The sequence below is a fragment of the Devosia sp. genome, from assembly GCF_024707125.1.
Taxonomy (GTDB): Bacteria; Pseudomonadota; Alphaproteobacteria; order Rhizobiales; family Devosiaceae; genus Devosia.
In genome coordinates this window covers 116656-140000 of sequence record NZ_JANQAH010000010.1, presented here as the reverse complement: position 1 = coordinate 140000, position 23345 = coordinate 116656, and the positions used below count along the sequence as shown (strand labels likewise).

The window sequence follows — 23345 nt, the reverse complement described above, 5'->3', positions numbered from 1 at the left end:
ACTACGACGTTCTGGGTGCGCTTGCGCTTAATCTGGGGATTGTGCTTGCGGGGCTGTTCGGAAGTTTCTGGCTGTTGCGATTGCTGACGCAGCCGCTCCTGGCGCGCATCTCGCGGGGGGCGGCCAATCGCAATATCTGGCAAAAGCTCGGGATTATCGCGGCGGGGACGCTGGTTGATACGCTGAGCGTGATCGTGGCCTGGGCGTTTGGCTATGTGCTGGCGCTCAACTTTGGCACCACGCCGCGCGGCGAAATGGGGATCAATCAGAGCCTGCTGCTCAATGCCTTCCTCGTGGTGGAATTGTGCAAGTTGGGTGTGCGGGTGCTGCTGGCGCCGCGGCATACGAGCCTGCGTTTCCTGCCCGTCACTGATGACAACGCGGCCTATTGGTCGTTCTGGCTGGCGCGGCTGGTGTCGCTGCTCGGCTATACGTTCATGTTCGTCTCGCCGATGCTCGCCTCGGCGATCTCGCCGGCGGCGGCGACTGCCGTTCAGGTGCTGATCATGATCACGGCGGTGACCGTGGGCGTGATCATTGTGCTGCAGAACAAGGACGACGTGCGGGTCTGGCTTTCGGAACTGGCGGTGCGGCGGGGCAATGCCGGGCTTTGGCGCGTGCTGGCGGCCGTGGGGCAGCAGTGGCATGTCTTGGCGATCGTTTATCTCTTTGCGCTGCTGGTGGTCTGGTTCGCCAATCCCGAGGAGGCGCTGCCCTTCATGCTGGGGGCGACGGTGCAATCGTTGCTGGCCATAGTGATCGGGTCGCTGATCGTTGGTTTCATCAGCCGCTTCGTCAATGTCGGCCTGCGGCTGCCGCCCGATATCAGCCAGCGGCTGCCGCTGCTTGAACACCGGCTGCAGGCTTTTGTGCCGGCTGTCATGGCCGTGGTGCGCTGGGTCGTGATCGCCGGGGTGGTCATTTCCGTCGGCCAGGCCTGGGAGCTGTTCGATTTTGCCAGCTGGATCGGCAGCGACGAGGGGCTGGGTGTGGCCGGCTCTGTGGTGTCGGCGGCGCTGATCGTGCTCATCGCGATCGTGCTGCATGTCGTCGTGGCGTCCTGGGTGGAATATCGGCTGAGTTCGAGCTCGGGCAAGGCGCCGACGCCGCGCGAAAAAGACGCTGCTCAATCTGTTCAAGAACGCTTTTACCGTGGCGCTAGTGATCTTTGGGGTGATGCTGGCGCTGGCGCAGATCGGGGTGAATATCGCCCCGCTCCTGGCCGGTGCCGGTGTGGTTGGTCTTGCCATCGGTTTTGGTGCGCAAAAGCTGGTGCAGGACATTATCACCGGCATTTTCATTCAGTTCGAGAATGTGATGAACGAGGGCGATGTCGTCGAGGCGGCCGGGCGTACGGGCGTCGTCGAAAAGCTGACGATCCGGTCGGTGACCATTCGGGACATGACGGGGACGGTGCATCTGATCCCGTTCTCGTCGGTCGATCAGGTTTCTAACATGATGCGCGGCTTTTCCTTCTATGTGTCGGAGGTGGAGATTGCCTATGACAGCGATATCGAGGGCGCCAAGCAGGCCATGCGCGATGCTTTTGCCGTGGTGATGGAGCATCCGGACTATAAGAACGTCATTCTCGACGACCTTGACCTGCAGGGGCTGATCGCGATTACGCCGGCTTCCGTGACCTTGCGCTCGCGCATAAAAACGCTGGCGGGCAAGCAGTGGGGCGCGGGACGATATTATAGCGAAACGCTGATGCGGCTTTTTGGCGAGCGCGGCATTGAAACGCCGACGCCAAAGATGCGCTATGTGCCGGGCAAGGACGGGAAAACGCTGCCGGAGCTGCCGCCAATGGGTGACGAGCCCGCATGAAATCATCGTGATCGGACCAAGGCCTTTGCCTTAAGGTGATCTTAATCGGGTGCGTTAATTATTTGATACGCGCGCCCGATGCTGTTCAGCCGGCGCGCTCGTGACTTTCAGGTAGCGCGTATCACGAGGCTCGACATGATCCGATCCAGCGGACTTTTTGCCTTTGGCAAAGCCATTGTGGCTCTTTCCCTTGTTATGGGCCTGGCTGTGCCAGCCCATGCCAATAGCGCCGATTTCGTGCGCGGCCTGTGGCCCGATGCACAGGCCATCGGGGTGAGCCGCCAGGCGTTCGATGCGTCTTTTGCATCCTACTCGCCGATCTCCAAGGTGATGGAGCTGACGCGAAAGCAGCCTGAATTCTCCCAGACCGTGCAGCAATATATCGACAAGCGCGTCACCGCGGCCCAGGCCAGCAAGGGCGCGGCGATGCGCGGGGAATGGGCGCAGACGCTGGGCGGCGCGCAGCAGCGCTTTGGCGTGCAGCCGGAAGTGGTGCTGGCCATCTGGGGCATGGAAACCAATTTCGGCGGCTTCATGGGGGGCAATAATACCATCCACGCGCTGGCGACGCTGACGGAGAACGGCTATCGCGCCGACTTCTTCCGCAAGGAACTGCTTACCGCGCTGCGCATCGTTTCGGACGGCCATATTGCGCCCAACCAGATGGTCGGCTCGTGGGCCGGGGCCATGGGGCATACGCAGTTCATGCCTTCGAGCTTTATGCGCTACGCGATCGACTACAATGGCGACGGGCGCAAGGATATCTGGAACTCGGTGCCGGATGCGCTGGGCTCGACGGCCAATTATCTCAACGCCTTTGGCTGGCGGCCGGGCGAAACCTGGGGCTATGAGGTCAAGATCCCGTCCGGCTTCGATTTTGCGCAGGCCGGACAGATAGAAAAGGCGCCGCTGAGCCAGTGGCAGCAGATGGGGATTTCGCGCGTGTCCGGCCGGGCTTTTCCGCGGGCGGGGGATGTGGCGCGGCTCTATATGCCGGCGGGCGCTTCGGGCCCGGCCTTTTTGCTGCTGCCCAATTTCGATGTGATCAAGCGCTACAATAATTCGGACAGCTATGCTCTGGCCGTCGGGCATCTGGCGGACCGGATCATCGGTGGCGGCGATTTTGCGACGCCATGGCCGGCTGGGGACTATGCGCTGAGCAAGGCGCAGCGGACGGAATTGCAGAGCCTGTTGTCTCGCGCCGGCTATGATGTGGGGACGCTGGACGGCGTCGTCGGGCCGAAGACGCGGGCTGCGGTGATGGCCTTTCAGGCGCGTGCCGGATTGCCTGCCGACGGCCATGTTTCGGGGCTGCTGCTCGATCGATTGAAGCGCTGAGGCCGGCCGGGGAACGCTCAAAAGCGTGATTGTGCGTTAACTTATTGTTAACCTCCGGGGGAGCAGACTCGGGGCGCTTAAGTAGAGGGCAGGCCAGCGCCACAACGGTGCGCCTGCCCTCGCCCATTCTGGGCACCTGGTACGTCACGTCACAAATTGTCCGGCATTGCTCCCCATAGTGCCCGCACCCTCCCAACCATCATCAGTTCCGCAATGACCAGACTTCGTATTTTTGCCGCCCTAGCGGTTCTCGTTTCGCTCCTGCCGGTGCCGGCCTTCGCGCTGTCGATGATGGACCCGTTCAACCTGCCGACATCCATGGATGCCGGTACGTCCAAGATCGGGGATGGCATTGCCTATGCCGATGGGCCGCGGCACAAGCTCGACATCTATGGACCCGAGCAGCGCGGTACTCCGGCGCCGGTGGTGTTCTTCATCTATGGCGGCGGCTGGAACAGGGGCGAGCGCAGCGACTATCAGTTCGTTGGCCGGGCACTGGCTTCGCGCGGGTTTATTACCGTCATCGCCGACTATCGCCTCGTGCCGGAAGTGCGGTTTCCCGATTTCCTCTATGACAGCGCTGCAGCGATGCGCTGGGTTCAGGACAATATCGCCAATTATGGCGGCGACCCGAACCGGCTGTTTCTCGCCGGGCATTCGGCCGGTGCCTATAATGCGGTGATGCTGGCGCTCGATCCGTCATACCGGCAGGAGTTTGGCGTCACCATGCCGATCCTGGCTGTCGCGGCGCTTTCGGGGCCCTATGATTTTTATCCGTTTGAATATGGAGAGGTGAAGGACGCGTTTGGGAGCGCGCCGAACCCTGAGGGCACGCAGCCGATCAACCTGATCACCTCTTCCGCCCCGCCCATGTATCTGGCGAGCGGCACCACCGATCCGATCGTGCGCGTGCAAAACACCAATCACTTTGCCGAGCGCCTGCGGGCACAGGGCGTGTGGGTGACGACGCAGTATTATGAGGGCTTTGGGCATATGGAGCCGGTGATCGCCATGGGCGCGCTCTGGCGCTGGCGCATGCCGGTGCTCGAGGACATGGTGGGCTTCTTCCAGCGCTTTGGGGCTTTCCCGAGCGGGGTGCCCTATCTCGTCGCGACGCCGGAAGCGCCGGAGCAATTGCCGGAGGCGATTGCGCCGATGGACCAGATCGTGTCGCAACTCAATTCGATGTTCCAGCCGATCGAGGACTGAGCCGCGAGGCGTAGTCGCCTGCGCGAAAGGCGCAGGCGGCGGGTGGTGGTGGGTTCAGCGCCAGGAGGCGAGCAGCGCGCCCATGAGCAACAGGGCTATGAGATTGTTGCCCAGATTGATGCCGATGAGTTTGAGCGAGCGGTTTTCATAGCCCCAGAGCGAAACCAGCACGGTGGCGATGAAACCGAGCCAGACCCAGAAGCCGGCCAGGGCGCCATTGAGCCAATCGGTGATGCCGGAAGCGCCGATGATATTGGCGAGGGCGAAAGCCATGATCAGCGAGGCGATGACGTCGACCACCATGGCCCTGGTCAGTCCTGCACGCATGGTTTCCGGCGTTATCCCCGTCAGCGCCTGCCAGGGCTTGAGCAGGACCGGTGGCGAATACCAGACGAAGCCGACGGCCATGCGGAGCGCTGCCGCCACGAGCACGGCCCAGTAGTTGATCGGAATTGCGTTCATTTCATCCCCCCGGCGATAGCTCACCCATGGCCGATGCTAGGCCGGTGGTGGAAACTTGGCAATTCGGCTGAAGCTCGGGCCGCTCGCCTAAGTCTGGGGTTCTATGACAACAGAGGCCGCCGAGCGCTTGGCAGGGCCGTGGAAGACGGCTTCGATATTGTTGCCATCGGGGTCGGTGACGAAGGCGGCGTAGTAGCCGGGGTGATAATCGCGCTCGCCGGGGGCGCCATTGTCCTTGCCACCGGCGGCGAGGGCTGCCGCGTAGAAGGCGTCGACGGTGGCCCGGTCCTTGGCCTGAAAGGCGAGATGGACGTGGCTGGGGAGAATGTCCTCCTCGGTCTCGTCGACAAACAGCTCATCGACCTGGAACCAGTTCTTGCCCGAGGCGGTAATGGGAACGTCGAGGACGGCCAACACGGCCTTGTAGAATTTGAGGGTTTTCTCGAAATCATGTGCCCTGAGGTGCACATGGTCGATCAAGCGGCCGGTGTGGAAAGCCATCTTTTATCCATTCGTTCTGGCGAGGCATTGGCGAACCTAGTGCGCCAGTGCCATCCGGTTGATCTCAAGATGGGCCGCGGCCTTCGCCGGGGTGACAATCGCGCGTGGGCCGCGACTGGTGCCGGACAGCAAAACGCCCGGACGAGCCGGGCGTTCCAGGGGCATGTTGGGCATCGCTGAGGGGAAAACCGGTTTCCACTTTTCCGCGATGCCTATGGGGCAAAAAACTATTCGGCTTCGTCGGCCGAGGCCGAATTGAGCTGGCCGTACTTTTCCGGGCCGATCTTTTCGAGAAGATCGAGCTGGGTTTCGAGGAAGTCGATGTGACCTTCCTCGTCGGTGAGCAGGGCCTCGAACAGGTTCTTGGAGACATAGTCGCCAAGCTGTTCGCAGAGCTCGCGGCTCGCCTTGTAGGCGGCGCGGGCGTCATATTCGCCGGCAAGGTCGGCTTCCAGAACTTCCTTGATGGTCTGGCCGATTCGCAGCGGGGCCACGCGCTGCAAATTGGGATGACCTTCAAGGAAAATGATGCGCTCGATCAGCCGGTCGGCGTGATGCATCTCTTCGATGGATTCAGCGCGTTCCTTGGCTGCAAGCTTTTTATAGCCCCAATCATCCAGCAGGCGGAAATGCACCCAATACTGGTTGACGGCGCCGAGTTCGAGAAAAAGGGCTTCGTTAAGCCGCTCGATGACTTGTGCTTCGCCTTTCACGACGTACTCCACTGCGTTGCTGCTTAAGCTTCTCCAGCCCAGTCTGGAACGTCAGAACGTCCCCAGGCGGATGGGCATGCTGGGCGTGATAATTCTCTGTGACCTGGACGATAATGTCCACCACATTCGGCACACAGCCCGCGCATTTCGCACGTCGGTTGAGCTCAGAATAGACCTTCGCGGGAACCACCAATTGCCAGGGGTCTGCCTTGAGAAGATCCAGAACAATGTCCTCGATCTCTTGCGAGGTGATCATATTGCACTGGCAGACAAGCATTGGCGGGCCGGAAAGTCGTCTCAACGGGCGGCAATAAACGCTCACCATAGTTGAATGTCAACATCATAAATTGCCGCAGAGGCCCACGGGGCGGGGCAAATGCTGGTGTTCAGCTCCGGCGGCGGGAGAGAGGGGCGTCTCGCCACTCGCCGGGGGCGAGGCCATCCACGGTCCAGTCCCCGATCTGCCAGCGGACAAGGCGCAGGGTGGGAAAGCCGACGGCGGCGGTCATGCGGCGGACCTGGCGGTTGCGGCCTTCGGTGATGGTGAGGGAAATCCAGCTATCGGGCACGCTTTTGCGAAACCGCACCGGCGGATTGCGTTCCCAAAGCTCGGGTGGATCGATCAGCTTTGCCTCGGCGGGGCGGGTGGGGCCGTCGTTGAGGGTGACGCCGTTGCGGAGCTTCTTGAGAGCCTCTTCGGTGGGAATGCCCTCGACCTGAACCAGATAGGTTTTGGGCAATTTGAAGCGGGGCGAGGAAATCTCGGCCTGCAGGCGCCCATCGTCCGTGAGCAGCAGCAGCCCCTCGCTATCCTTGTCGAGCCTTCCGGCGGGATAGACCTCGGGCACTTTGACGAAATCGGCGAGCGTTTCGCCCGGCTCCCCGCTGGAAAATTGCGAGAGCACGTTGAACGGCTTGTTGAGAAGGATGAGGCGGGCCATGGCGCAGTGATAGTCGAGGGGCCTGGGCTCGGCAATCGCTGCGGCGTTGACCACGCTCAAGCATTTGTTTGCTGCAAGTCTTTTGTTGGTTGCAAAGGCTGGGGTAACATCGGTCTGCGGCCTCAATGTGCAGTCTTTTGGGAGAGAGCAATGAAACCGATCCGTTCATCGAGACGAGCCGTATTGGTCATGGCATCCGCCACCTCGGTTCTGGCTCTGCCGGCGGTGCCAGCCTGGGCGGGGCCGGCCTTTGACGCCTGCGCCGCGGAGGCCGCGAGCCAGTATGAGGTGGGGTTTGAATCGATCGGCCGGGAAACCTGGGACATCGACACGGCAGCCGCGATCAAGGCCTGTAGCGAAGCGCTGAAGGAAGAACCCGATTCCGTCCAGCTCAAGGGCTGGCTGGCGCGCGCCTATTTTGCCGATGGCGATACCGAGACCGCCGTGCCGCTCTTTGAGGAGGCGGCCGAGGGCGGGCATGTGATCGCGCTTGCCATCTATGGCGACATGCTGACGACCGGCGACGGGGTCGAGACCGACATGGAGCGCGGCGCGCAATTGCTGCTTGAGGGCGCCGAAGCCGGCTTTGCCCTGGCGCAGAACTCCATTGGGCTTTCCTATGATTTCGGCGAGGGCGTCGAGCAGGACTATAACGAAGCGGCACGCTGGTATCGCGCGGCGGCCGAGCAGGGCATGGCCAAGGCGCAGTCCAATCTGGGGCTGATGTATCAGGAAGGGCTCGGGGTGCCGCTCGACTATGTGGCGGCGGCGGCCTGGTTCGAAAAGGCCGTGGCGCAGGGCGATGTGTCGGCGCAGGTGAACCTGGGCAAGGTGCTGCAGGACGGACTGGGCCAGGACGTTGACATGGAGCGTGCCGTCGAACTCTATCGGCTCGCCGCCGACCAGGGCGACATGTATGGGCAGAACAATCTCGCCTTCCTGCTCGAAAACGGCGAGGGCGTAGAACAGGACGTGGCGGAAGCGGCTGAGCTCTATGAGCTCGCCGCCGACCAGGGCATGGCGCTCGCCAAGCACAATCTGGCCCTGCTCTATGAAGACGGGCGCGGCGTGAAGCAGGATTATGCCAAGGCGCTGGAGCTCTACAAGGAAGCCGCCGAGGGCGGGGAGATGCGCGCCGCGGTCAATCTCGGCCTCCTCTACATGGATGGGCTCGGAACCGAGGTCGATTATGTCGAGGCCCTGAAGTGGACCGAGATGGCGGCCGAGGAGAACCAGCCGATCGGGCTCAACAATATGGGCCATATCTACGAGAATGGGCTGGGGGTCGACGTCGATCTTGAGCTGGCCAAGAGCTACTATCAGCAGTCGGCGGATCTGGGCTACCAGCTCGCCGTCGATAACCTGGCGCGGCTCAACAATGGCGGCAGCAGCTCGACCGGCGGCAAGACCAAGTCGAAATAGGCTTTTGCAGAAATCGAGAGAGGGCCCTGGCTAGAACTCGCCGGGGCCCTCTTCTTTTTTCACGTCGCTTTCAGCCAGCTTCTTCCGGTGCCGCGCGGCGATGACGGCGGCGGAGGCGGCGGTGCGGTGCGCGGTCGAGAAGAACTCGCGATGGGCGACGACGAGGATGGTGGCAAGGCAGGTGGCGACCGCCAGCCATTCGGAAATGAACCAGGCGACGGTTGCGACCGAAAAGTAATAGGCGCGGATGCCGGAATTGAAGTTCTTGGCGCCGAGCGCGTTCATGCGGGTGATGGCGTCGATTTCTTCTTCCGAGGTGACCCGGTCGTGCTCGAGCGCGCCGAGCATGATGCAATAGTGATTGAACTGGCGCAGCGACAGGGTGAAGGCGAAGAAGGCGATCACGAACATGGCCAGCATGACGATGAGATGGATCTGCACGTCGGCAATCGTGAACGTACTATCGACCGAGATCGTGCCCAGCGTGTCCATCAGGGTCGGCAATTGGCCGAAGACGGCAAAGACCGCCAGGACCAAGAGGACCGAGGTCGAGGCCAGAAAACTCACCGAGCCCATGATATTGCCCGACAGAATGGCATCGAACGGGCTTTCGCGGCGCGTCGCATTGGTGACCCAGCGACGGCGCTGCATGTTCATGATGGTCGAGAGCGAGGGACGGCGGCGCTCGATCAGCGGCACGGTGAGATTATAGACGTAGTAGGCGACGAGCGGGAAAAGCGAAGTGAAAAGCGTTGCCGTCATGCCGGGCCCCCGAAGCGTTCCATTTCAACTTATAGCGGGCGCGGGTGGCGGCGGAAGAGCGCGTCGATCTCGCCGAGGACTTCGGGCGAGAGCGTCAGGTCTACGGCGCCGAGATCGACGGCCAGTTGCTCGGTGCTGGTGGCGCCGATGATGGTCGAGGTCATGAAGGGGCGGGTGCGGCAGAAGGCAATGGCCATCTGGGCGGGGTCGAGGCCGTGCTTTTTGGCGAGGGCCAGGTAGTCGCGGGTGGCGGCTTCGGAGAACTCGTTCTGGCGCCAGAAGCCCTTCTGGTAGTCCTTGCGGCTGCCCTTGGGCGTCGCGCCATCGAGATATTTGCCCGTCAGCATGCCGGCGGCGAGCGGCGAATAGGCGAGGAGGCCGACGTCTTCGTGGTGGCTGAGTTCAGCCAGGTCGTGGTCGAAGAGGCGGCGTAGGAAGTTGTATTCGTTCTGCACGGAAGCGAGGCGCGGAAAGCCCTTGGCTTCGGCGATGCGGAGCCACTGGGTGATGCCCCAGGTGGTTTCGTTGGAGACGCCGATGGCGCGGATTTTTCCTTGGCTGATCAGGTCGCCGAGGGTTTCGAGCATGTCCTCGAGATTGGCGAGGATGTCGGCGGTGTCCTGCTTGTGCGGGGCGTAGCGCCAGTAATTCTCGAAATGGTAGTGGCCGCGGCTGGCCCAGTGGATCTGGTAGAGGTCGATATAGTCGGTCTTGAGACGCTTCAGGCTGCCGTCGACCGCTACGCGGATCGAGGCGCCATCGGCGCGCTTGCCTTCGCGGAGAAACGCGTTGCCGCCGCCGCCGATCTTGCTGGCAAGGACCCAGTTTTCGCGGTCCTTGTGCGTGGCGAACCAGTTGCCGATGATTTCCTCGGTGCGGCCGGAGGTTTCAGGGCTGCCGGGCACGGCGTAGAGTTCGGCGGTGTCCATGAAATTGATGCCGGCATCGCGGGCCATGGCGATCTGGGCGTGGCCTTCATCCTGAGTGTTCTGGCTGCCCCAGGTCATGGTGCCGAGGCAGATGTCGGTGACCTCAATGCCCGTGCGGCCGAGTTTCTTCATTTCCATGGTGGGCGCCCCAAATCCTCAAATTCCAGCGGGCCGGACAGTAGACAGTCCAGCGCGCCGGACGGTAGACCGTTCGACACGAAGGGGAAAAGACGGGAACGGCTTCAGACGAAGTTTTCCACATGCCTTGCGCCGCAAAGCCCTGATTTTCCTGATGTTGGCGTCGGATGTCAAAAAACCGTCACCCGCGCCGCTTTGGGGGTTGAGGTCTTCGGCACTACCCCCTATATACCCCTCACACCGCGCCGAGGCGCAGTGATTGACGCGGGATGGAGCAGCCCGGTAGCTCGTCAGGCTCATAACCTGAAGGTCGCAGGTTCAAATCCTGCTCCCGCAACCAATAAAGGCCCATAAGACTATTCGTCTTGTGGGCCTTTACCTTTTTGGTCTTTGCTTTCGCGGATCTGTGGCAAAGCCCGGTTGCTTCGGCTAAGGGATGAATAATCTCGAGTGCTAGCGCGGGTCAGTTCCTTGTCATCCATTGTTCCTGTCATTCTCGCCGGGGGTCAGGGGACCCGTTTGTGGCCGAAGTCGCGTTCGGCGCGGCCCAAGCAGTTCATTGATCTCGTGGGGGAGAGCAGTCTCTTCCAGCAGAGCCTGGAGCGGGTAAAGGATGCCGGGCGCTACGAGGCGCCGATCGTCATCACCAATGCCGAATATCGTTTCCTTATCGCCGAACAGGCGCAGGAGCGGGGCATTGCGCTGGGGGCGATCTTGCTGGAGCCCGTGGCGCGGAATACGGCGGCGGCGATTGCTGCGGCGGCGCAGGTGGCGGTGAGCCAGGACGAGAATGCCGTCATTCATGTGCTGGCCTCGGACCATTTGATCCCGGCCAGTGCCGAATATTTTGGTGCGGTGGACAATGCGGCGCTTGCCGCGCGAGATGGGCATCTCGTGACCTTCGGGATCACGCCTGACCGCCCGGAAACCGGCTATGGCTATATTGCCATCGGGGATGCCTTGCGCCATGGCGCGCACAGGGTTGGGGCTTTTGTCGAAAAGCCCAATCTTGAAAAGGCCGAGGCCATGCTGGCGCAGGGCGGCTTCGCCTGGAATTCGGGCATGTTCATGCTGCCGGCAAAACTGTTCCTCGCTGAATGCGAAAAGCTGGCGCCGGAGGTTTTTGACGCGGCGCGGGGCGCGGTGGCCGGGGCCAAGCGGGATCTCGATTTCATCCGGCTCGATGAGGCAGCTTTTGCAGCTTCGCCCAATATCTCGGTCGACTATGCGATTTTCGAGCGGACCGACAAGGCCGCCGTGCTGCCCGTGTCGTTCGAATGGTCTGACCTCGGCGCCTGGGATGCGGTGTGGAAGGGGCAGAACCGGGACGCGGCTGGGAATGCCGTTTCCGGGCCGGCGATGATTTCCAACTCGACCAATTCGCTCATCGTGACCGAGACAGCGCATGTGGTGGTCGATGGGCTCGACGATGTGGCTGTTATCGCTACCGAAGACGCGGTTTTTGTCGGGCGGCTGAGCCAGGCACAGAATGTCGGGGCGATCGCCAAGTCGCTGAAGGCGGATGCCGCGACGCGGGCACTGACCGAGACGCACAAGACGTCATATCGGCCCTGGGGCGGGTATTCGTCCATTCTCATGGGCGACCGGTTCCAGGTGAAGAAGCTCTTCGTGAAGCCGGGCAAGAAGCTGAGTTTGCAGAAGCACCATCACCGGTCTGAACATTGGATCGTGGTGCGGGGTACGGCCGAGGTGACGGTGGATGGTCAGGTGACCATGCTGACCGAGAATCAGTCGATCTACCTGCCGCTCGGTTGCACGCATCGCCTCGCCAATCCGGGCAAGATCGAGCTGGAGCTGATCGAGGTGCAGACCGGGTCTTATCTCGGGGAAGACGATATCATCCGGATCGAGGATGAGTTCGGGCGGAGCTGATCAGCTCCACCACGTTGATTTCCAAACACAGCGTCATCCCCGCGAAAGCGGGGATCTTCGTTTGTGAAACAGGGATTCCCGCTTTCGCGGGAATGACACCGTGGAAAATGGGAAGCGCTGATGCCGCGCTTCAGCAGGCCACCACGTTGACCGCCAGCCCGCCCTGGCTCGTTTCCTTGTATTTTTCGCTCATGTCATTGCCGGTCTGGCGCATGGTTTCGATGCACGCGTCGAGCGGGACGGCGTGGATGCCGTCGCCCTTGAGGGCCAGCGAGGCGGCGGTGACGGCTTTGACGGCGCCAAAGGCGTTGCGCTCGATGCAGGGGATCTGCACGAGGCCCCCGACGGGGTCGCAAGTCATGCCCAGGTGATGTTCGAGCGCGATTTCGGCGGCGTTTTCGACCTGTTCGGGCGTGCCGCCCTGAATGGCGCAGAGGCCGGCGGCGGCCATGGACGAGGCGGAGCCGACTTCGCCCTGGCAGCCCATTTCGGCGCCGGAAATTGACGCGTTATGCTTGAGAATGCCGCCGATGGCGGCGGCGGTGAGGAGGAAATCGTGCACGGCGGCGCGGCCCATGCCGGGCAGGAATTGCGTGGCATAGCGCAGGACTGATGGAATGACCCCGGCTGCGCCATTGGTGGGCGCGGTGACGACGCGGCCGCCGGCGGCGTTCTCCTCGTTGACCGCCATGGCAAAGAGGCTGAGCCAGTCATTGCCGCTCAAGGGGTCGATCTCGTTGCGACGCCATTTTTCGGCCAGGTGTTCGTGGAGCGCCTTGGCGCGGCGGCGAACCTTTAAGCCACCAGGCAGTTGCCCGTCCTGGGTGAGGCCGCGATCGATGCAGCCGGACATGGCGGTCCAGACCTCGTCGAGGTCCCGGTCGAGTTTCTGGCGGGAAAGACGCACTTCCTCATTGGCGCGCTTCATCGCGGCGATGGAAAGACCGGAGCGCTTGGCCATGTCGAGCATTTCGGCGGCATTGGCGAAGGGCCAGGGCACGTCCTGCTTGATTGAGGGGGCATCCTTGAGGGCAGTCAACTCGTCCTGACTGACAACGAAGCCGCCGCCAATGGAGAAATAGACCCGGCGCAGCAGCAATTGGCCGTCGCCATCCCAGGCGCAGAACTGCATGCCATTGGGATGGCCGGGCAGGGGTGTTCTGGTGTCGAGGACGAGATCGACAGCGGGGCGGAAGCGATACGCCGGGTGGCCGGGCGGCTCGATGCGGCCGGTCTCGCGGATTTTTTCGACGATCGGATCCATCTGGTCGGGATCGATATCGCGCGGATTTTCGCCGGCAAGGCCGAGGATCACGGCGCGGTCGCTGCCATGGCCGATGCCGGTATAGGCGAGCGAGCCATGAAGGCTGGCGGTGATCGCTGCAGGCTGGGCCTGGCGGGCGCGCGGCCAGGTGCCGGCGCGCAATTCATCGAGGAAACGGCCGGCTGCCGACATCGGGCCCATGGTGTGGGAACTCGATGGTCCGATACCGATCTTGAAGACGTCAAAGACAGACAGGAACATGCCCCATCATAGCGAGCATGAGGCGGGCTGCAAACTGGCCTCTCGGCATTGTTTCAAAACTGGCAACAGAGCGTGGCGGGGATGAGCGATTGCCTTTGCATGGGGCATGCCGATATCGCTGGGATCAAGCGCAAGGAGATGAGTTATGGCCTCATATCAATTCCGTTCTGCCGAGGGCGCGGGTGCCAATGCCCCGCTGATCTTCCTGTTTCACGGGACGGGTGGGGACGAAAACCAGTTCTTTGACCTCGCAGCAGAACTGGCACCCGGGGCGACGCGCGTCGCCCCGCGCGGTGATGTCAGCGAGCACGGTGCCTTGCGCTATTTCCGCCGCACCGCGGAGGGCGTCTATGACATGGCGGACCTGAAACAGCGCACCGCGGCAATGACGGATTTTTTGCGCGCCGAAGTGGCCAGGCGGCAGCCCTCAAAGGTGCTGGGGCTGGGTTATTCCAATGGCGCCAACATCCTGGCCTCGGTGCAGTTCGGCGCGCCCGAGCTGTTCGACGCGACCGTGCTGATGCATCCGCTCATTCCCTTTGCGCCGCCGGCGGCCGCGTTCGGTGGACGGAAAGTACTGGTGACGGCGGGGCAATATGATCCCATAGCACCTGCCGGGTCGAGCCAGGCGCTGGCTGACTATTTTAGTGCCAATGGAGCGGTTGCAGAGCTTGTCTGGCACAATGGTGGCCACGAAATCCGGCAGGAAGAGCTCCTGGCGGCGCGGGCCTTTCTTTCCGCTTAACGATTTGTTTTTTCCTGTCCTATTGGCCTATTAACGAAGTCTAGAGGCCCGCGCCCCGATAGTGGCGGGGGTGGGCCTCTGCCCTTCTGCCGCCATGGGTCGCCGCATATGTCGCTTCTTCGCCTCTTCACCGACAGTTTGCGCGCCCGCGTGCTGCTGCTGGTGCTGCTCGGTTTTGCCAGCGTCGCCGTGCCGGCCTTTTTTGCATTTCAGTGGGTGGTCAATTCCACCGTCGTGCAATTGGGCACGCTCTTTGCCGAAAAGCAGGTGCTTTATGACCGGCATCGCGGGCTGGGCACGCTGGTGCGCGAGGTGTCGCTGGCCGAGGCGCTGGCGGGCAGCCAGGCGATCCGCGACTGGGCGCTGGACGAGACCAACCCGGAACGCAGGGCGCGCGGCATTGCCGAACTCGAGCATTATCGGCGCTATTTCGCCGATGGCTCCTATTTCTTCGTCGTGGCGGCTTCGGGCAATTACTATTTCAACGACAGCGCCAATGCCTATGCGGGCAATCAGTATCGTTACAGGCTGAACCAGGAAAACCCTGATGATGCCTGGTATTATTCGACCCTGGCCCTGGGCGAGGGGTGCCATCTCAACGTCAACAATGACGCCAATCTGAAGGTCACCAAAGTCTGGATGAACTGCGTGATCCGCGAGGGACGCGAGGTTCTGGGGCTGTTGGGGACCGGGATCGACCTCACCTCCTTCATCCAGGAAGTGGTGAATGTGCCGCAGCGCGGCGTCACCTCCATGTTTGTCGACCGGCAGGGCATGATCCAGGCGCATCGCGACGAGACGCTGGTGAGCCTGGCTAATTTCGGCGATGGGCTCGATAGCAAGCGCTCGGTCTTTTCGCTGGTATCGGGGTCGGGCGACGCGGCAACGCTGCGCCGGCTGTTCGACGATGTGACCGGGGGCGACATGCTCGCCGATTCCGCCTTTGTCACGGTCAATGGCAAAGAGACGCTGGTGGGCATCGGCTATCTCGACAAGCTCGGCTGGTACAATGTCACCTTCATGGACGTCGATACCATTATCGACCGGCGGCTGTTTGTGCCCATCGGGTTCCTCTTGGCCACCATGATGGTGGTGGTCGCGGTGGTGCTGGTGCTGATGTTCAGGAATCAGGTGCTCGACCGGCTGACCAGGCTTGAACATGTGGTGCGCAAGGCGCGCGCAGGCGACTATGGTCCGGCCCTGAGCATGGGCGCGGGCCGGCAGGATGAGATCGGGCGGCTGTCCTCGGCGCTGACGCAGATGGCGGCGAGCGTCGACGACCATACGCGGCTTCTCGAAACCCGGGTGCGCGAGCGCACGCAGGAACTCGAAAGCCTGGCGTTCCGCGACGGGCAATCGGGCATTCTCAATCGCCGCGGTTTTGCGGTGGCGCATGGCGATATTGCGGCCAGCGGCGCCGGCTATGGCATCCTTCTCGTCGATGTCGACCATTTCAAGCAGATCAATGACAGCCATGGCCATGCGGCCGGCGATCTGGTCATTGTCGCTGTGGCGCGACGTATCCAGGAAACGATGGGTGCCGAGGGCGCCTGTGCGCGCTGGGGTGGCGACGAGTTCATCGTGCTTCTGCCCGAATGCGGGCCCAAGGAACTGCGGGCTCGTGCGCATGACATCATGCGCGCGGCGATTGGCGAGCCGATTGCGACGGCGCCGGGACGATCGATTGTCGTGTCGCTCAGCATCGGGGCGTGTCTGGCCGAAGGCGGGGACAAGCTCGAAGTGGCGACCGACATGGCTGACGCCGCGCTCTATACCGCCAAGCAGGCAGGGCGTGGCCGGGTCGTGATCTTTGACAAGGACATGCGACCGGACCCGCGTCGCAACGTCGCCTGACCTTTGCACATATCCATCAAAGCTTGACGGCCGAGTCCTGATTGAGGCCAATCGGGCAATTCCGAATTTTGAAGGGATGAGAGATGTTTCGCTTCGCCTTGCTGTTCGTTCTGGCCTTCTTCACGAGTCTGAGCCTGCCTGCTGCGGCGGCGAGTTTTGACTGCGCCAAGGCCGGAACGCCCTTCGAGCATGCGATCTGTGACAGCCCGGAGCTTTCGGCGGCTGATGATCGGCTGGCCAAGACCTATCAGACGGCCATTGGCGGGCTTTCCGAAAATGCACTGGCTGCGGTGCGGGGGGATCAGCGGGCCTGGCTCGACTTTGCGGGGCGCGCCTGCGCACCCGAGGCCAAGCCGATGACGAGCGGCAGCTACGACGAAGATCGCACGCGCTGCCTCATCAACCTTTTCAACAGCCGCAGTTCCACGCTCGAAGACAGCCGCATGATCAATGGCATGCGCTTTTATACCCGGGCGCGGTTTGCTTCCATGCCGGATCCGGAAGCCGAGGCCGATTCCTATTGGGCCGTGGCCCAGCATGAGCTGAGCTATGTGCAGCTCGATTCGACCGAACCCTTTGCCGGGGCATTCAATGCCTATGTCGAGGCGGAGGCGCTGAAGCTGTCCAATATTTTCGGCGCGCAGGGCGGGCCGACGGATGTGCTTGAGGATGGATCGAGCGATACCAGCAATTCGATCAGCGTTGCCGAGGCCAATGGCAGCCGGATAGACCTCAATGTTGGGACCTATTGGTATGGGCATGGGGCAGCGCATGGAAACTGGTCTAAGAGCTACCTGCACTATCTCGTCCAGGAAGATCGGGCGCTGGCGGCACGCGATATTTTTACGGGCAAGCGCTGGCAGGCCGCGCTGCTCGATCTGGCCGTCGAGGCGCTCGAAGCCGAGCATGGCGATGCCCTGATGCTCGACGACACCAAATACATCGCCGATTCCGTCGTTGATCCCGAGCGTTGGGATCTGTCCGATCCCTATGCGCTGATCCTGCAATTCCAGCCCTATGAAGTGTCGGCCTATGCCTATGGGGCGCCGACGGCGCGGATCAGCCTTGAAAAGCTGGCGCCCTACATTTCCAAGGATTCGGATTTCTTCCGCTACTAGCGCGACAGTTCGGGGAAGAGGCCACGTTCGGAAAGGAACGGATGGACCTCGAGGGCGGCCCTGATCGCGGTCAGGGCTTCTTCCCTGCGGCCCATTGTGTGGAAGATGAGGACGCGGCCGGCGAGGGCGCCGAAGTGTCTGGGTTCGCGGGCCAGGGTCTCGGTGATGTCGGCCAGGGAGCCCTCATAGTCGCCGCTGAAGAATTTTGCGGTGGCGCGCAGGTTCCAGCCCTCGGGATAGTCGGGGTAATCGGCGATCAACGCGTCGATGAGGTGCATTTGCGCGGTGGGACCGCCGAGAGCGAATTGGTTGAGGATTGCGGCGAAGCGGGCGGCGACGACCTTGTCGTCAGGTTCAGTCCAGAGCGCCCAGATTTCCTCAGCAATGGCGCGGGCCGTGGCTTCGTCGGGCGCGGATTTGAGATGCTCGAAGAGGATGTCAAAACTTGCCTGTTCGTCGGCGCTCCAGAAGCTTGATTGGGCCAGCACCATCTGGGCCGGCGTCGCGGCCAGCAGCAAGGCGGCAAGCAGAGGGCGGACAAAGGGGCGCATGAGAAGAGCTTACGCCTTCTGTGTGTGGCGGCAAGCCTGAGCGAGATTGACAGCGGTGACATGCTCGTCATGTTTGGCCGGCGAAGATTCTATGGGAAAGCGAAGCGATGAATGATCTGATCTACCACATGGTCTCCTCCGGCCCGCGGCCGGTGGCGCCTTTCAGTCATGCGGTAGAGGCGGGTGGTTTCGTCTTCGTAACCGGGCAGATGCCCACCGACCCCCTGGCTCCGGATGCGCCGCTCCCCGAGGGTGTCGAAGCGCAGACGCGGCGGGTGATCGACAATCTGAAAGTGGTGCTGGGCGGAATTGGCCTTGGGCTCGGCGACATCACCATGGCGCGCATCTACCTCACCCATTTCGACCGTGACTATGCCGCGCTCAACGCCATCTGGCCCAGTTTCTTCGAGCCCGGCAAGCTGCCGGCGCGCACGACGGTGGGCGTCACCGGGCTGGCGGTGGGTGCGCTGGTCGAAATCGACCTCGTGGCGCGGCGGCCCTAGCCCGGTACGCGGGCCTGTTCCTGCAGAGGCATCTGTTGGAAGCCGGGCCGGGTGATAATTCGGTTCTTGCCAAATTAAGGCGAACTGCGCTCAACTGACGCGCTTACGAACGACAGGGGAGGGTCGGGCGTGTCATTTGCCTTGCGTGTCACGAGGGTGATCGACGAGATCAGCCGAAGGGTGGGACTGGTCGCGGTGTGGCTGGTGCTGTTCTCGGCCCTGGTCAGCGCCTTCAACGCCGTTTTCCGCTATTCGGTTAGCGCCATGATCTCGCTTGAGCGCAGCATTGGCGGCGGCGTTTTTGGCGGCATGGTCTGGATCTATACCAACTATTCCAACGTGCTCTCCGAGAGCGTCTGGTACATGTTCGGCGGCATGGTGATGCTCGGCGGCGCCTGGACGCTGAAGATGAACGAGCATGTGCGCGTCGACCTGCTCTATGGCGCGGTGAGCGAACGCACGCGCACCTGGATCGACCTGCTGGGCGGGCTCTTTTTCCTGATGCCGCTCTGCATTCTGCTGATCTATTTCACCTGGCCATGGTTCGTGCAGGCCTGGGTGCAGAACATCACCTCCAATGCCGCGGGCGGTCTGCCGCGCTGGCCGGTGCGGCTGATGCTGCCGGTTGGTTTTGCCGTGCTGATGCTGCAGGGCATTGCCGAGATCATCAAATGCATCCTGGCGCTGACCACCAATTACGTCCGCGAATTCGCCTACGAGAAACCCGTCCAATGATCGATCTTATTCGCGAGAACATGGCGCCGATCCTGTTTGGCGGGCTGGTGCTGTTCCTGCTCATCGGCTATCCCGCCGCCTTTTCTCTGGCAGCGGTGGGGCTTTTTGGTGGGCTCGTTGCCATTGAGCTGGGGCTGATTGCCCCCACTTTCCTCGGTAACCTCACCTATCAGCTCTATGGCGTGCTCTCGAATGAGCTGCTGCTGGCCATTCCGTTCTTCACCTTCATGGGTGTCATTCTCGAAAAGAGTGGGCTGGCCGAAGATCTGCTCGATGGGTTCGGGCAGCTCTTTGGCGGTATTCGCGGCGGGCTTTCCTATGCCGTGATCATTGTCGGCGCGATCCTGGGGGCCATTACCGGCACGGTGGCGGCTTCGGTGATCGCCATGGGCCTGATCTCGCTGCCGGTGATGATGCGCTATGGCTATAATGTCAGGCACGCGACCGGCGTTATTGCGGCCTCGGGCACCATTACCCAGCTCATTCCGCCTTCGCTGGTGCTGATCGTTCTGGCCGATCAGCTGCAGCGCTCTCCGGGCGAAATGTATATCGGGGCGACGGGTGCTTCGATCGTCCAGGTTCTGCTCTTTATGGGCTGGGTCTTTATCCTCTCCATCATCCGGCCCGAGCATGTGCCGGCGCTGCCGCCCGAGGCACGGACGCTGCGCGGCTGGCCGCTCTGGGCCAAGATCATCCGCGGCACCGTGCCGTCGCTGGCGCTGATTTTTATCGTGCTCGGCACGATCCTCCTCGGGCTGGTGACGCCGACGGAAGCCGGGGCCATGGGCGTTGTGGGCGCCATGCTGCTGGCCTGGATGAACGGACGCCTGCGCTGGAAAGTGACCTGGGATGGCATGGTGTCCACCATGCGTCTGACGGCCATGGTGGTTTTCATTCTGCTGGGTGCTCGCGTCTTTACCCTGGTGTTCCAGGGCGTGGGCGGTGGTCACTGGATCGAGGAGCTTTTGTCCAACCTGCCCGGCGGGGTCGTGGGCTTCCTGATCTTCGTCAATATCTTCGTTTTTATCCTCGCCTTCTTTCTCGACTTCTTCGAGATCGCCTTCATCGTCATTCCACTGCTGGCCCCGGTGGCGGATTCGCTCGGGATCGACCTTGTGTGGTTCGGCGTGATGATCTGCGCCAATATGCAGACGAGTTTTATGCATCCGCCGTTTGGCTTTGCGCTCTTTTACCTGCGGGGCATCGTGCCGCGCGACAAGGTGAAGACGACCGATATCTATATGGGCGCGATCCCATGGCTGGTGTTGCAGTTGATTCTGGTGGGTCTCCTGATCGCCTTCCCGGAACTGGTGACCTTCTTCCTCGACAAGGGGCCAGAGGTGGATATCAATTCGGTAGAGATCGTGCTGCCGCCGGTTGGCGGGGGCGAGGTGACGACGCCGAGTTTCACCGCACCGCCGCCTCCGAGTTTTGGCGCGCCGCCTGCGCCGACGTTTGAGACACCACCGGCGCCGAGTTTTAATTGATGGCTCGGCCTGCTTTCCTCTCCCGCCTGCGGGAGAGGGGGACCGCGCGTCGCGCGGTGGAGAGGGGTGCAGCAGAGTGAGAGCGCCGGACTTTATCCGCGAGAGGGCCAAGACTCTGCGTCGGGCAATGACACAGCCCGAGCGGACGCTCTGGGCGATGCTTAGGCGTGATCAGTTGGGGCTGCATTTTCGGCGGCAGCATCCGATCGGGCCGTACATACTAGATTTCTATTGTGCGGCGGCGAGGCTTTGCGTCGAGGTGGATGGGCCGAGTCATGCCGAGCGTGTGGAATACGATCAGCGTCGGATGGATTGGTTGGCGAAGGAAGGGGTGCGGGTTTTGCGGTTTAGCGCCGAGGAGGTCGAGCGTAGGCCTGCCGCTGTGTTGGAGACTATTGTGCGTGCGGCTCCCCCCCTCCACCGCCTGACGGCGGTCCCCCTCCCCCGCTGGCGGGGGAGGAGTCCTGACTTAGGGTCCTGCGTTAGAGCGCGTTGGCGCGCTGCTGGGATTGCATGAAGGCGTCGTAGTTGAGTTCGGCGATCTGGTTCCAGAGATAGTGGTCCTTGCGGAACGCGGTGATCGAATCCCAGATCGTCTTGAAGTGCGGGCTTGAGGCCGACAGTTCAGCATAGGTTTCGTGGGCGGCCTTGAAGCTGGCTTCCATGATTTCAGGGCTGAAGGGACGGAGTTGTGCGCCTGCTGCTACCAGCTTCTTGATGGCGGTGGGGTTCACATAGTCGTACTTGGCGAGCATGTCGGCGCTGGTGGCCTGGCAGGCGGTTTTCAGCAGCGACTGGTAATTGGCCGGAAGCTCTTCGAACTTGGTCTTGTTGATCAGGGCATGGACGGTCGGGCCACCTTCCCACCAGCCGGGATAGTAGTAGTAGGGCGCGACCTTCTGGAAGCCGAGCTTTTCGTCGTCATAGGGGCCGACCCATTCGGCCGCGTCGATCGTGCCCTTTTCGAGCGCATTGTAGATTTCCCCGCCCGGCATGGGGGTCGGGATAACGCCAAGCTTGGAGAGAATCGTGCCGGCAAAGCCGACGCGCATTTTGAGGCCCTGCAGGTCGGCGACGGAGTTGATTTCCTTGCGGAACCAGCCGCCCATCTGGGCTGCGGTATTGCCGCAGGGGAAGCCGACGATGTTGTAATTGGAAAGGAACGCGTTGGTGATGTCGAGGCCGCCGCCATAATAGTACCAGGCGCTCATGCCGCGGGCATTGAGCGAGAAGGGAATAGCGGCCATGGCGGCCCAGGCGACATCCTTGCCCGAGAAATAGTAGCCCACCGTATGGGCCATTTCGATCGAGCCTTCGGAAACCGGATCGACCACTTCGAAGGCAGGGACCAGTTCGCCTGCAGCGAAGACGTCGATGGTGAAATTGCCGTCCGAGGCTTCGCTTACATATTTGGCCAGCGTTTCGCCGCCGCCATAGATGGTGTCGAGGCCGGGCGGGAAGGATGAAGCCAGGCGCCAGGTGATCTTGGGTTGGCTTTGGGCAATGGCCGGCATGGCCAGACCGGTCGACGCAGCAACGGCGCCGGCGCCGACGGCACCGGCCTTGGAAAAGAATTTCCGACGATCCAAAATGATTCTCCCTCAATGGGGCCGGCTATCCTCCTGCCAGCCCTAAATGAAACAATACACGCAGCGACTTGCGAGTAAAGCGCCCGCACGGCTGGCGGGCGGGGGCACGAAAATGCTAAGGGCTCACCCGGAACAGCGAGGGAGAAAAGCATGTTCGTTGTCGGTGGGGAAAGCCTGATCGATCTGGTGCCGGTTTCGTCGGCTCCGGGCGCCGAGCGCCAGGCGATTGCCGGCGGTTCGCCGTTCAATTGTGCGATCGCTCTGGCAAAGCTGGGCAATCCCACCGGGTTCCTGTGCCCGATCAGCCAGGACGAACATGGCGACCTGCTGCTGGCGCCGCTCCAGGCGGCCGGTGTGGACGTGCTGCTCAAGGAGCGCGTGCCGGAGCCGACGACCAAGGCGATCGTCACCTTCAACGAGAAGATGCAGGCAAGCTATGTGTTCGAGCGCGGGGCGGATCACGCCTTTACGCGCGAGGGCCTGCTTTCCGCGCTGCCGGGGCAGGTGGAGCTTTATCAGGTCGGTGGCTTTGCCCCGATTCTTCCTGAAGATGCGGAAAAGTGGATGGCGGTGGTGAAGGCTGCCATCGGGCGCGGCGCGACCATTTCCATCGACATCAATGTGCGCGAAAAGCTGGTGGACGATGAGGATGGCTATCGCCAGCGCCTCTCGGACTTTCTCGACCTGGCCCATGTCATCAAGCTTTCCGAAGAAGATCATGAATGGCTCGAGCCGGGCGTGACCATTGAGGAGCATGCACAGCTGCTGCTCGATCGGCCCAATTGCGAGTTGGTGGTGGTGACGCTGGGCGAGCATGGCTCGCGCGCTTTTTCCAATGTGGCCAATGCGCAGGCGGGCATTTATGCGCCGCCGGTGTTTGGGGACACGGTGGGCGCGGGCGATAGCCTGATGGCCGGCATTCTCACCTGGCTCAACGAAACCGGGGCGCTAAAACTTGGAAAGCTGGGCACGCTCGATGCGGCGGCGCTGCGAACAACGCTGCGCTTTGGCGCCGTGGTGGCCGGGCTCAATTGTGCCGAAAAGGGCTGCAAGCCCCCCACGCGTGCCCAGGTGGATGCCGTCCTCGCAAGCAGTTGACCGGT

At 62.1% G+C, this 23345-nt stretch carries 22 protein-coding genes and 1 tRNA gene; 14 read left to right on the top strand and 9 right to left on the bottom strand.

Annotated elements, in window-relative coordinates:
• Window positions 1–1176: 1176 nt before the first annotated feature.
• From NVV77_RS15115 to NVV77_RS15105, 3 genes are all read left to right on the top strand, one after another.
• Entirely contained in the window at window positions 1177–1827 is a 651-nt protein-coding gene (locus tag NVV77_RS15115; RefSeq protein WP_295414691.1) for a mechanosensitive ion channel domain-containing protein, read from the top strand.
• A 135-nt stretch (window positions 1828–1962) separates the two neighbouring features.
• Window positions 1963–3165, top strand: a complete 1203-nt coding sequence (locus NVV77_RS15110) for a lytic murein transglycosylase (protein ID WP_295414689.1) — start codon at window positions 1963–1965, stop codon at window positions 3163–3165.
• Between the two features lie 213 nt (window positions 3166–3378).
• Window positions 3379–4374: an alpha/beta hydrolase gene (locus NVV77_RS15105; RefSeq protein ID WP_295414687.1), complete on the top strand. Its 996-nt coding sequence runs from the start codon at window positions 3379–3381 to the stop codon at window positions 4372–4374.
• Window positions 4375–4428: 54 nt separating this feature from the next.
• Here the strand turns inward: NVV77_RS15105 and NVV77_RS15100 are convergent, their stop codons facing one another.
• From NVV77_RS15100 to NVV77_RS15080, 4 genes are all read right to left on the bottom strand, one after another.
• Window positions 4429–4836, bottom strand: coding sequence for a DUF1761 domain-containing protein (locus NVV77_RS15100; protein WP_295414685.1), 408 nt, complete (start codon window positions 4834–4836; stop codon window positions 4429–4431).
• Window positions 4837–4923: 87 nt separating this feature from the next.
• Window positions 4924–5337 carry a VOC family protein gene (locus tag NVV77_RS15095; protein ID WP_295414683.1) on the bottom strand — a complete coding sequence of 138 codons (414 nt, stop codon included), beginning with the start codon at window positions 5335–5337 and terminating at the stop codon, window positions 4924–4926.
• 227 nt (window positions 5338–5564) lie between these two features.
• Window positions 5565–6050, bottom strand: a complete 486-nt coding sequence (gene bfr / locus NVV77_RS15090) for a bacterioferritin (RefSeq protein WP_035086236.1) — start codon at window positions 6048–6050, stop codon at window positions 5565–5567.
• Between the two features lie 386 nt (window positions 6051–6436).
• On the bottom strand, window positions 6437–7045 hold the full coding sequence (locus tag NVV77_RS15080; RefSeq protein ID WP_295414706.1) for an rRNA large subunit pseudouridine synthase E: 609 nt from the start codon (window positions 7043–7045) through the stop codon (window positions 6437–6439).
• A gap of 135 nt (window positions 7046–7180) precedes the next feature.
• On the opposite strand from NVV77_RS15080, the gene NVV77_RS15075 reads away from it, so the two are divergent.
• On the top strand, window positions 7181–8413 hold the full coding sequence (locus tag NVV77_RS15075; RefSeq protein ID WP_295414681.1) for a tetratricopeptide repeat protein: 1233 nt from the start codon (window positions 7181–7183) through the stop codon (window positions 8411–8413).
• A 30-nt stretch (window positions 8414–8443) separates the two neighbouring features.
• On the opposite strand, the gene NVV77_RS15070 is transcribed toward NVV77_RS15075, so the two are convergent.
• Window positions 8444–9175: a DUF599 domain-containing protein gene (locus NVV77_RS15070; RefSeq protein WP_295414680.1), complete on the bottom strand. Its 732-nt coding sequence runs from the start codon at window positions 9173–9175 to the stop codon at window positions 8444–8446.
• Between the two features lie 29 nt (window positions 9176–9204).
• On the bottom strand, window positions 9205–10242 hold the full coding sequence (locus NVV77_RS15065) for an aldo/keto reductase (protein ID WP_295414678.1): 1038 nt from the start codon (window positions 10240–10242) through the stop codon (window positions 9205–9207).
• Between the two features lie 263 nt (window positions 10243–10505).
• On the opposite strand from NVV77_RS15065, the gene NVV77_RS15060 reads away from it, so the two are divergent.
• Both NVV77_RS15060 and NVV77_RS15055 read left to right on the top strand, forming a co-directional pair.
• Window positions 10506–10582 (top strand) — tRNA-Met (locus NVV77_RS15060).
• 131 nt (window positions 10583–10713) lie between these two features.
• Complete coding sequence (locus tag NVV77_RS15055; RefSeq protein ID WP_295414677.1) at window positions 10714–12135, top strand: mannose-1-phosphate guanylyltransferase/mannose-6-phosphate isomerase; 1422 nt, start codon at window positions 10714–10716, stop codon at window positions 12133–12135.
• A 130-nt stretch (window positions 12136–12265) separates the two neighbouring features.
• Here NVV77_RS15055 and NVV77_RS15050 read toward each other — a convergent pair whose 3' ends face one another.
• Window positions 12266–13660, bottom strand: a complete 1395-nt coding sequence (locus NVV77_RS15050) for an L-serine ammonia-lyase (RefSeq protein ID WP_295414675.1) — start codon at window positions 13658–13660, stop codon at window positions 12266–12268.
• 145 nt (window positions 13661–13805) lie between these two features.
• Here NVV77_RS15050 and NVV77_RS15045 point away from each other — a divergent pair, with 145 nt between their 5' ends.
• From NVV77_RS15045 to NVV77_RS15035, 3 genes are all read left to right on the top strand, one after another.
• Window positions 13806–14405: an alpha/beta hydrolase gene (locus NVV77_RS15045; RefSeq protein ID WP_295414673.1), complete on the top strand. Its 600-nt coding sequence runs from the start codon at window positions 13806–13808 to the stop codon at window positions 14403–14405.
• A 108-nt stretch (window positions 14406–14513) separates the two neighbouring features.
• On the top strand, window positions 14514–16259 hold the full coding sequence (locus tag NVV77_RS15040; protein WP_295414671.1) for a diguanylate cyclase: 1746 nt from the start codon (window positions 14514–14516) through the stop codon (window positions 16257–16259).
• 83 nt (window positions 16260–16342) lie between these two features.
• Window positions 16343–17377, top strand: coding sequence for a DUF3298 domain-containing protein (locus NVV77_RS15035; RefSeq protein ID WP_295414669.1), 1035 nt, complete (start codon window positions 16343–16345; stop codon window positions 17375–17377).
• Here NVV77_RS15035 and NVV77_RS15030 read toward each other — a convergent pair.
• A complete protein-coding gene (locus NVV77_RS15030; RefSeq protein WP_295414667.1) occupies window positions 17374–17928 on the bottom strand; it encodes a hypothetical protein in 555 nt (184 codons plus the stop codon). The genes NVV77_RS15035 and NVV77_RS15030 overlap by 4 nt on opposite strands.
• A 116-nt stretch (window positions 17929–18044) precedes the next feature.
• Here NVV77_RS15030 and NVV77_RS15025 point away from each other — a divergent pair, with 116 nt between their 5' ends.
• From NVV77_RS15025 to NVV77_RS22000, 4 genes are all read left to right on the top strand, one after another.
• Window positions 18045–18431 (top strand): RidA family protein, encoded by a 387-nt coding sequence (locus tag NVV77_RS15025; RefSeq protein WP_295414704.1) that lies wholly within the window; start codon window positions 18045–18047, stop codon window positions 18429–18431.
• Between the two features lie 129 nt (window positions 18432–18560).
• A complete protein-coding gene (locus NVV77_RS15020; protein ID WP_295414665.1) occupies window positions 18561–19166 on the top strand; it encodes a TRAP transporter small permease subunit in 606 nt (201 codons plus the stop codon).
• Entirely contained in the window at window positions 19163–20653 is a 1491-nt protein-coding gene (locus tag NVV77_RS15015) for a TRAP transporter large permease subunit (protein ID WP_295414663.1), read from the top strand. The genes NVV77_RS15020 and NVV77_RS15015 overlap by 4 nt, the downstream gene beginning before the upstream one ends.
• Window positions 20654–20729: 76 nt before the next feature.
• Window positions 20730–21170 carry an endonuclease domain-containing protein gene (locus NVV77_RS22000; RefSeq protein ID WP_367178630.1) on the top strand — a complete coding sequence of 147 codons (441 nt, stop codon included), beginning with the start codon at window positions 20730–20732 and terminating at the stop codon, window positions 21168–21170.
• Here NVV77_RS22000 and NVV77_RS15010 read toward each other — a convergent pair.
• Window positions 21136–22242 carry a TRAP transporter substrate-binding protein gene (locus NVV77_RS15010; protein WP_295414662.1) on the bottom strand — a complete coding sequence of 369 codons (1107 nt, stop codon included), beginning with the start codon at window positions 22240–22242 and terminating at the stop codon, window positions 21136–21138. The two genes, NVV77_RS22000 and NVV77_RS15010, sit on opposite strands and share 35 nt — an antisense overlap.
• A 150-nt stretch (window positions 22243–22392) precedes the next feature.
• Between NVV77_RS15010 and NVV77_RS15005 the strand changes: the two genes are divergently transcribed.
• The gene (locus NVV77_RS15005) at window positions 22393–23340 is read left to right on the top strand and encodes a carbohydrate kinase (RefSeq protein WP_295414661.1); all 948 of its coding nucleotides are present in this window, start codon (window positions 22393–22395) and stop codon (window positions 23338–23340) included.
• Window positions 23341–23345 lie beyond the last annotated feature (5 nt).